The 6,188-nt window shown below is 47.7% G+C and carries 8 protein-coding genes; 2 read left to right on the top strand and 6 right to left on the bottom strand.

Going from position 1 to position 6,188, the window contains the following annotated elements:
* Window positions 1-173 precede the first annotated feature (173 nt).
* The 3 genes from JOC37_RS12925 to rsmD are packed head-to-tail and all read right to left on the bottom strand — an operon-like array spanning window position 174 to window position 1,693.
* Complete coding sequence (locus JOC37_RS12925) at window positions 174-620, bottom strand: ATPase (protein WP_204619541.1); 447 nt, start codon at window positions 618-620, stop codon at window positions 174-176.
* Between the two features lie 12 nt (window positions 621-632).
* Window positions 633-1,121: a pantetheine-phosphate adenylyltransferase gene (gene coaD / locus JOC37_RS12920; protein ID WP_204619539.1), complete on the bottom strand. Its 489-nt coding sequence runs from the start codon at window positions 1,119-1,121 to the stop codon at window positions 633-635.
* Between the two features lie 14 nt (window positions 1,122-1,135).
* Window positions 1,136-1,693 (bottom strand): 16S rRNA (guanine(966)-N(2))-methyltransferase RsmD, encoded by a 558-nt coding sequence (gene rsmD, locus JOC37_RS12915; RefSeq protein ID WP_204619537.1) that lies wholly within the window; start codon window positions 1,691-1,693, stop codon window positions 1,136-1,138.
* Between the two features lie 144 nt (window positions 1,694-1,837).
* Here rsmD and gpr point away from each other — a divergent pair, with 144 nt between their 5' ends.
* Window positions 1,838-2,818 carry a GPR endopeptidase gene (gpr, locus tag JOC37_RS12910; protein ID WP_207755017.1) on the top strand — a complete coding sequence of 327 codons (981 nt, stop codon included), beginning with the start codon at window positions 1,838-1,840 and terminating at the stop codon, window positions 2,816-2,818.
* A 163-nt stretch (window positions 2,819-2,981) separates the two neighbouring features.
* Here the strand turns inward: gpr and JOC37_RS12905 are convergent, their stop codons facing one another.
* The 3 genes from JOC37_RS12905 to JOC37_RS12895 all read right to left on the bottom strand — a co-directional run bounded on the left by JOC37_RS12905 (window position 2,982) and on the right by JOC37_RS12895 (window position 5,599).
* A complete protein-coding gene (locus JOC37_RS12905; protein WP_204619535.1) occupies window positions 2,982-3,173 on the bottom strand; it encodes a hypothetical protein in 192 nt (63 codons plus the stop codon).
* Window positions 3,174-3,302: 129 nt separating this feature from the next.
* Window positions 3,303-5,378: an ATP-dependent DNA helicase RecG gene (recG, locus tag JOC37_RS12900; protein WP_207755016.1), complete on the bottom strand. Its 2,076-nt coding sequence runs from the start codon at window positions 5,376-5,378 to the stop codon at window positions 3,303-3,305.
* Between the two features lie 17 nt (window positions 5,379-5,395).
* A complete protein-coding gene (locus tag JOC37_RS12895; protein ID WP_204619533.1) occupies window positions 5,396-5,599 on the bottom strand; it encodes a hypothetical protein in 204 nt (67 codons plus the stop codon).
* Window positions 5,600-5,811: 212 nt separating this feature from the next.
* Here JOC37_RS12895 and rpmB point away from each other — a divergent pair, with 212 nt between their 5' ends.
* On the top strand, window positions 5,812-6,003 hold the full coding sequence (gene rpmB, locus JOC37_RS12890; protein WP_204619531.1) for a 50S ribosomal protein L28: 192 nt from the start codon (window positions 5,812-5,814) through the stop codon (window positions 6,001-6,003).
* The last annotated feature ends 185 nt before the right edge of the window (window positions 6,004-6,188 follow it).

Here is a 6,188-nt window from a genome sequence, read left to right as displayed (position 1 = left end):
TGGCGAGAACAAGGACTTAAGAGCTTAGTCAAGCGCTACGATGAACTTCGTTCCACAACATGAACCGCCGTATACCGAACGGTACGTACGGTGGTTTGAGAGGACGGGAGTTAATCACTCCCTCCTACTCGATTGTAAATAAATAATACCCCTGATGCATAGGGGTATTTGTATTACTTCATTTTTTGTAATTCTTCCCTGCCCGCTTTGATTTGCTTAGTTAGTTTGCTTAAATCATTTTCCATTTTCTGCAGAATTTCATCTGCATAATCCCTCGCCCCCAGCCTTATTTCCCGGGCTATTTTTTCAGCCTGTTGAATTATTTCTTTAGCTTTATTTTGGGCCATTTCAACTACTTCACTTTCATTGGCTTTTTTCTCAATCTGCCGCTGTGCATTCTCCAGCAGCTGCTGGGCTTCCCGCCGGGATTCGTTTATTACCTTCTCCCTTTCTTTAATTAACAGCTTGGCTTGTCTTACTTCATCGGGCAGTGTGGTACGTATGCGGTCAATATAATCCAAAATTTTGTTTTCATCTACCATTACCCTTTTACTTAACGGAACCTTGGGACTTTCTTCAATCAGCTCTTCCAGTTCATTTAATATATTCAGGAGTTCCAAAATATCTCCCCCCTATTTTAAACTGTCGTTATATTTTTTTAACAACCTTTCCGCCACCATGGAAGGCACCATATCAGTTACATTCCCTCCATAGTAAGCCACTTCCTTTACACCGGTGGAACTAATAAAAGAATACTCCGAACGGGTCATCAGATAAACGGTTTCTGTGGTGGGTGCCAGCTTTTTATTGGTTAGTGCAAAGACAAACTCATTCTCAAAATCCGTTATCGCTCTTAAACCCCTGATTACCACTTGGGCACCATGTTTTAATGCAAAGTTTACCGTTAACCCTTCAAAGGATTCCACATACACATTGGAGTAGTCTTTAAGTACCTCTTCTAAAATTTCCACCCGCTCTTCTAAACTAAAAAGGGGTTTTTTGTTCGGATTAACAGCCACCGCCACCACCAACTTATCAACCAGTGCCGAAGCGCGTTCAATGATATCTATATGGCCGTAATGAACGGGGTCAAAACTGCCAGGATATACTGCTATGCGCATAAGCCGTCCTCCATTTATTGCTGTGATTTTTGATAAAAACTAACCATTGTATCACCGTATTTTTGTGTACGTACCCTGGATATTGTTTTCACCGTTTCCGGAGGGGGCAGCTGTTTGCTGCTTTCCACCACCACTATCCCTCCCCGGCATATCAGGTCACAATCTACAATTTCTTCCAGTACCTTCTGGTAGTACCCCGCACGGTAAGGGGGATCGATATATATAATGTCAAATTTTTTATTATCCTGCCCTAAATTTTTAATGGCCTGAAAAACATCCCTGCCCAGTATCTCTGCACGATCCCACAGCTTAGTTATCCGCAGATTTTCTTTTATCAGCTTTACGTTTCGATAGTCCCTCTCCACCAGCACCGCCTGCTCCGCGCCCCTGCTCAGGGCCTCTATTGCCATGGCCCCGCTTCCGGCAAACAAATCCAAAAAAACACTTCCCAAAACCCGGGAGCTTAAAATGTTAAATACCGATTCCTTTACCCGGTCTGCAGTTGGCCTGGTATTCTTTCCTTTGGGACTTTTAAGCAGCGTTTTTTTAGCACTACCTGCAATTACCCTCAAAAATAACAATCCTTTCTAATAAAAATTATTATAGCATATCGGGAAAAAAAAATCGATTTATTTAGTTAGAATTGAATTTATTGTATATATCTCCCTATTGGGGTAAAAAATAAAATTGTCATTGATAACAGGGAGGTAAGCTCATTGACTGTAAACAGTAAAATTCTTTCCCAGTTTGGCATCACTTTGGACTTGGCTGTTGAAGCCCAGGAAATAGTAAGAGGTCAAACCGGCCAAGAAATCCCCGGGGTAGCTATGGATAAAGAAAAATACAGCAACTGTACCGTTACCACCGTTAGAATCCTGGAACAATCCGCCGAACAAGTGATGGGAAAACCCCGGGGAACATATATTACCATCGAAGCACCCGGTTTAAGGGATAACAACCGCGAAGTGCACCAGGAAGTTGTAGAGGTGCTGGCCAAACACCTGGGGCGGTTGTTCAATTTGTCCCCTGAGGCTAATGTACTGGTGGTGGGCTTAGGCAACTGGAACGCCACCCCCGATGCCCTGGGTCCCAAAGTGGTGGATCAAGTGATGGTTACCCGCCACATTTTCAATTACGCGCCCAGTGAAGTGCGGGAGGGAATGCGGCCGGTAAGCGCGGTATCACCGGGAGTTCTGGGAATTACCGGTATCGAAACCGCTGAAATAATTAAAGGCATAGTGGATAATATCAAACCGGAACTGATCATCGCCATTGACTCACTGGCTTCCCGCAGTGTGGAGCGCATTGCCACCACCATTCAAATAGCAGATACGGGCATTGCTCCCGGGTCCGGTGTGGGCAATAAACGGGCCGGTATTAATAAAGAAAGTATGGGCGTACCCACCATTGCCATTGGGGTTCCCACGGTGGTACACGCGGCCATGATAGCCTCCGATGCCATAGACAGGCTGTTTGAACGCTACAAAACCACCCCGCAGATATACCAGGCTTACCAGCAGCAGGTGGTGCAGGAGGCATTAAATGAAGTGTTAGCACCCTTCGGCGGCAACCTGATGGTTACACCCAAGGAAGTGGACATGTTAATTCAAAACACTTCTAAAATTATTGCCGGGGGTGTGTCCGCCGCTTTGCACAGCGGTATAAGTTCCGAAGAGTTCAGCATGTACCTGCATTAACGGAACAAGCGGACTTGCTCGGTCCGCTTGTTCTACACCAACCTCATTGAGCGCGCTCAGCATTTGGGGTGCGGTTGGGAAACACCCCTATCCATTTGTTCGGGAAATCAGCAGCTGCAGTCAGCTGTACATGAGCCTCTTTAGCGCACTTATGCCGGTACATTTAACCTTTGGGATTAAACCGGGCATAGCTGCCGTGGTCTGTTTTGGTTAACTCATCTGCCCCCGTACTGGGTGCTGTCAAACCGGGTTTCCTTTGTACCCTGCCAAAAACGCCCATTTCCTGGGCCACTTCAAACATAAATTCTCTTTGTTCATTGTTCATGGGAAACTCTGTTTTCTTCTTTTTAGCCATTGAAGCACCTCCCGTTATCAGGACATTTATGCATTATTTATTATTCATAAATGGGATAAGAATTATGTAATAAGATTAAAACCAATAATTGTCGTTTAGACATTAGTTAATAAAAAACAGCTGCCGTAATTAACCGATATTGAGCAGTTTTTCGTTTTTGCCAAAGCGGTGGTACAGTTCTTGCGCCAGCAGCTGATGTTCCGGCCGCTGCAGTTCCGGGTCCTTTTCTATCAGCACAGCGGCCTCTTCCCGGGCACATTCCATCGCCCGGCGGTCTCTAATAATGCTGGCTATTTTAAATTCCGGCAGCCCGGATTGTTTTACGCCAAAAAATTCACCGGGACCGCGCAGGCGCAGATCCTCCTCCGCCAGCACAAACCCGTCCCCGCTGTTCACCATGGCCGCCATGCGCTGCCTGCCCTCTTCTGTTTTGGGATCTGCCACCAGTATACAGTATGACTGGCTCCGGCCGCGGCCCACCCGGCCCCTCAGCTGGTGCAGCTGAGCCAGGCCAAAGCGGTGGGCATCTATTATCACCATTACCGTAGCATTGGGCACATCAACCCCCACCTCGATTACCGTGGTGGATACCAGTATGTCTATATTTCCATCCCGAAATTCTATCATCACCGCTTCTTTTTCACCGGCTTTCATACGCCCGTGCAGCAGGCCAACATTTAAGTCCCGGAAAACAGTGCCGGACAACCGGTCCGCTAAATCCACCGCCGCCTGCACATCCAGCATCTCTGACTCCTCCACCAGCGGGCACACTATATACGCCTGTTTACCGTTCTTCACTTCCCGCCGGATTAGGCGGTATACATCATTAATTGCCCGGTGGGTAACATGATAGGTTCGTACCGGCCTCCGCCCCGGTGGTAAATGATATATCACCGATATATCTAAATCACCGTAAACCGTTAATGCCAGTGTACGGGGAATGGGGGTGGCGGTCATTACCAGCACGTCGGGCAGATTTCCCTTGGCCTGCAGGGCCAGCCTCTGTTTTACCCCAAAACGGTGCTGCTCATCCACAACCACCGCTCCCAGCTGCTTAAAGCTGACCATATCCTGTATTAAAGCATGGGTTCCTATGAGCACCTGTACTTCTCCCCGCTCTATTTCCGCTAAAAGTTTTTCCCGCCGGCTTTTTTTGATGCTGCCGGTGAGCAGGGCTGTATTTATTCCCAGCGGTTTTAACCAGCGGGACAGTCCCAGGTAGTGCTGCTCGGCCAGTATTTCGGTAGGCGCCATCAGCGCCCCCTGCAGCCCGGCTTCCACTGCTTTTACCAGCACCAGGGCACTGACCACTGTTTTACCCGAGCCCACATCTCCCTGCAAAAGCCTGTTCATGGGATAGGAAGATTCCATATCGCCGCGAATTTCGTTCCACACTTTAATTTGGTCAGCGGTGAGTTTAAAGGGCAGCTGTTTTAAAAATGCTTCCACCAACCGGCCGTTTCCCTCTGGGTAGCGGTGGCTTTTTTGCTGCCTCTTTATTTTTTTTCTTTGTTTTGCCAGGGCCAGCTGCAGCAGAAACAGCTCTTCAAATATAAACCTGCGCCGGGCCTGCCGGATATCGTTTTCATTCTCCGGCCGGTGGATGCTGCTGATTGCTTTTTTAAGGCCGGGCAGGCGGTATTTGACCAGTAAGTGTTCCGGTATAAAATCCCGCAGGGAGGCAGTTTCCTGCAGGGCATACTGCATAACGGAACGTATGTACTTCTGACTGATGCCCTCGGTGAGCGGATAGATGGGTACAATCCCGCCGCCGTGCAGGGCCTGGTGGGATTCACCGGTGACCTCGCAATCTATTACCTGCAGCTGTATTTCCCCGCGGTAGCTTTTATCCACCTTTCCCGTCACCAGCAGCATTGTTCCCGGCGGGTACTGTTTAATGACATATTTCTGGTTAAACCAAACCGCAAAAAATACCCCCTGTCCGTCATCCAGCGCCAGCTTAATAATCGTCAACCCCCGGCGGGGTTTCAGTTCCCTGGCATATAACACCCGTCCCATCACGGTGGCCACCCGGCCATGCTCTAACCCTTGGGCAGGGCAAATATTAGAACGGTCCTGATACTCCCGGGGAAAGTGGTATAATAAATCTCCCACTGTAAGGATATTTATTTTTTTCAGTATCCCGGCCCTCTTAGGCCCCACACCCTTTAGGTACTGCACCGGTTTCTTTAAAATTTCATTCAAAATTTATCACCATTCCCTTAAAGTTTATCCACATTAAAAACCACGCGAAAATGAGACCAGGGAAAGGTTATTACATGCCCGGGTTTGTACCGGGTATAATCCCGGGGATCCACCTCGGTAATTTCCACAACTACCCCCCGGGAACTGGTTTCTCTAACTATTCCGTATTTAGGGTATTTGTCTTTGGGCCATAACTGCAGCCGGTCGCCAACTTTAACCATTATTTCACCCTCAATCCTGAAAATATACGCTTCCCCTTCCAGGCCGCCGGTTTTGGCAGCCTTTTGCAGCCCGGCCGGCCTGTCAAGTTAATAACATTGAAAGTTGTGCAAAAACTACTTTGAAATTAGTGTTTTTTGTGATATACTATCAAGGTGAGACTTTGGAGTTATTTTACCATTTTTTCGGCGGTATATAAAGGAGGTGTATCGCAGTGGCCAGAAGATGCGAAATATGCGGTAAGGGTGTGGCAAGTGGTTTCCAAATCAGTCACTCACACATTCGTACTAAAAGAAAGTGGAAGCCTAACTTGCAGCGTGTGCGTGCGGTGGTAAACGGATCTCCCAAGCGCATTCTGGTGTGCACCCGCTGCCTCCGGAGCGGCAAAGTGCAGCGTGCAATATAATTTAAGCTTATAGCTTTAAAAAGCCTACCTGGATATTAAAAATTTGGTAGGCTTTACTGCTAAATAAAGCAGGTTCGGCATCTAAATCCTTAGATCGAGTAGGAGGGAGTGATTAACTCCCGTCCTCTCACACCACCGTACGTACCGTTCGGTATACGGCGGTTCATGTTGTGGAACGAAGTTCA

This window comes from Desulforadius tongensis, assembly GCF_016907915.1.
Lineage (GTDB): Bacteria > Bacillota > Desulfotomaculia > Desulfotomaculales > Desulfohalotomaculaceae > Desulforadius > Desulforadius tongensis.
The sequence above is the reverse complement of the archived record's forward strand: the minus strand, read 5'-3'. Positions and strand labels throughout refer to the sequence as shown.